Source organism: Singulisphaera rosea, from assembly GCF_054877945.1.
Genome location: NZ_JBTYIP020000072.1, coordinates 1 through 2,694 on the forward strand (window position 1 = coordinate 1; position 2,694 = coordinate 2,694).

Here is a 2,694-nt window from a genome sequence, read left to right on the forward strand (position 1 = left end):
CCACGAGATGAGCACGCGCCATCGTCATCGGAAAGGCCTCCTGGGGTGTTCTTCAGAACACTAACCGCGGAGAATCCGACCGTCAAGACGCCGACCACCGAGATTGCGATGCCTGTCCTTTGTTCTTCCCTTTCTCGGCGAAAGCCGGGGTGGTCGGGGCGGGGGGTGGAATATAGACGGGGGGGTGGCTCTGTGCGGGCCTGTCGCCGCCCCGCAGGCGACTCAATTCGTGTCGATCTACATGAGATCGAGCACATCAAGGCCGTCTTTCTCGACCTTGACCTCGCCATCTCCCGGCCAGATGGAGATTATCGGGGCACCGTCCTCGCTACGGGAGAATTTAAGGGTTACAGGTGACACATTATAAGAATCTTCAACTGACACAGATTTCCCTGTGTCAAGTCGGAAAAATGCTCCTTCCGGCTCGATGTTCAAGATCATCGGCTCACCATCATCGTTATGGATGACGAACCTGCTCTGTTTGGCCACGATGCCTCTTCCTTTCTAATCGAATAGGGTGGCGAGTTCTCGCAACTGTGCCGCCCGGCCCGCAGCACTTGGATTGGCTGGTGTAATCCTGGCGATATGCTCGTAACCCTCGGCCACGTCAAGCAGCCTTTCCTTCGTCCAACACTTGCCGAGCAACTGGTCCTTCGTGAAGTCGCCGATGCCCTTGATGACTTTTGATGGCTTCCAGCCGAAGAAGTCACCAGCCTCGGCGAGGTTAGACCCGGTTGCTCGAATCCGTCCAGGCAGATCGACTTCTTTAAGAGTTCGAGGAACTGCCTTTGGAGCAACAAAGAGGCCCGCAGCCCTTCACCGCCTCGACTCGCCACAACCTCAAGGCCACCTGCGATCTTACCTCTCCCGCCGGCCGACGCAACCCTCCCTCCTCGTGCCGGAACCCCCGATGCGTGTCCCCGGTTAGCCGCCGCATCGACCCGGAGGCCGTCGCCGACCGGGACCTGGGCCGGCCGAGGGGGCGGCGTCGCTCCGCGACGCCCGGCCCCGGCTACCGCCCCGCCCCGGTGCGAGCGAACGAGCAAAGCCCTGGGACGGCGAGGTCGGCCTTCGCTCGTTCGCTCGCAGGGGCGGCCGTCGCTCGTGTCGATTAGCCCATGACACCGCCCGACGGCCTCGGCGACGGAAAGAGGAAAACAGGACGAGGGGAGTGGCGGAGGGCCGTCCCATCATGCCCGACATCGAACTCGACCCCCAGGACGACGACCAGAGGCTCCTGGCCCGAGTCCTCGACTTCTACCACCGCACCCTCAAGGATAGCCCCGACGCCCTCGACTACCTCCGTAAGCGGGGCGTCACCAACGGCGAGGCGATCGAGCACTTCCGCATCGGCTACGCCGACAGGACGCTGGGCACCAAGCTCCCGACGAAGGATCGCAAGGCGGGCCGGCAGATCAGGGCTCGCCTCGAAGCCCTGAACATCTTCCGGGCCGGCAGCGGCCACGAGCACTTCAGCGGCTCCGTCGTCTTCCCGGTCACGGCCCACGACGGCACGGGGTGGGTCGTGGACATCTACGGCAGGAAGGTCGGGACGCACCTCCGCAAGGGCACGGCGCTCGACACATTCCTCGCCGACCGGCGGCGGGGGGTGTGGAACGTACAGGGCCTGGCCGGCAGGGACGAGGCCATCCTCTGCGGCTCCCTGTTCGACGCCCTCATCTTTTGGAACCACGGCTACCGCAACGTCACCTGCCTGTTCGGCGACGATGCCCCGACCGACGACCTCCGTTCGGCGTTCCGGGAGTTCGTCATCCGAAGGGTGATGACGACCAGCGAGGCGGTCGCCCCGGCGTTCCTGGAGGCGGGGATGGAGTGCTTCCTCCTGCGGCTCCCCTCCGGCCTCGGGGCCAACGAATACGCCCTCCAGTTCGACGATCCGGCCGCCGCCCTCGGGGCCGTCATCCGCAAGGCCGAATGGCTCGGCAAGGGCCGACGATCGGCGGCACCCACGCCCGAGCCGGGGGCGACGATCCCCGACGGAGTGGATGCCTGGGAACCGGCCCCTGCATCGAACGATGAGAAGACCGGCGATCTCCCCATCAAGGCCGAAGTCGAGCCGGCTCGGGGCACGCTCGGCATCGCTGCCGCGATGCCGGACGCCCCGCAGGACGTGGAGGCCGAGCGGAGCGACGACCAAAGGGATGAAGTCGTCCTGGACATCGGCCACCGGCGCTATCGGGTGCGGGGGCTGGCCAAGAACCTGTCCTACGACATGTTGCGGGTGAACGTCCTGGCGACCACCGACCGGGGCCTGTTCGTGGACACCTTCGACCTCTACTCGGCCCGCCATCGCAAGGCGTTCACCACGCAGGCCGCCGGGGAACTCGGCGTCGAGGAGAAGGTCGTCAAGAAGGACCTGGGCCGGGTGCTGCTGAAGCTGGAGGAGTTGCAGGACAAGCAGATCAAGGCCGCCCTGGAGCCGAAGGACACCCCGCCCGCCATGACGCCGCAGGAGAAGGAGGACGCCCTGCGTCTGCTCCGTGACCCGCACCTGCTCGACCGCATCGTGGAGGGCCTGCCGCTGGTCGGCGAGGCGACGAACAAGCTGGGAAGACCAGAAAGGACATGCAAAGCGGAGTGTCAAAGCAACGACAGCCCAATGGCCACCGGATGCGATTCACGGACTGCTCCCTTGAGCCTCGGGGCGAGACGCCACCGGTCGAAGGCCCGTTG

1 protein-coding gene and 1 pseudogene are annotated in these 2,694 nt (G+C 65.4%); one reads left to right on the plus strand and one right to left on the minus strand.

Features of this window, described 5'->3' with window-relative positions:
- Positions 1-237 precede the first annotated feature (237 nt).
- Positions 238-489 (minus strand): hypothetical protein, encoded by a 252-nt coding sequence (locus tag ACYOEI_RS40920; RefSeq protein WP_462856450.1) that lies wholly within the window; start codon positions 487-489, stop codon positions 238-240.
- A 703-nt stretch (positions 490-1,192) separates the two neighbouring features.
- Between ACYOEI_RS40920 and ACYOEI_RS40925 the strand changes: the two are divergent.
- A pseudogene (locus tag ACYOEI_RS40925) lies at positions 1,193-2,694 on the plus strand (DNA primase); the annotation flags it as partial.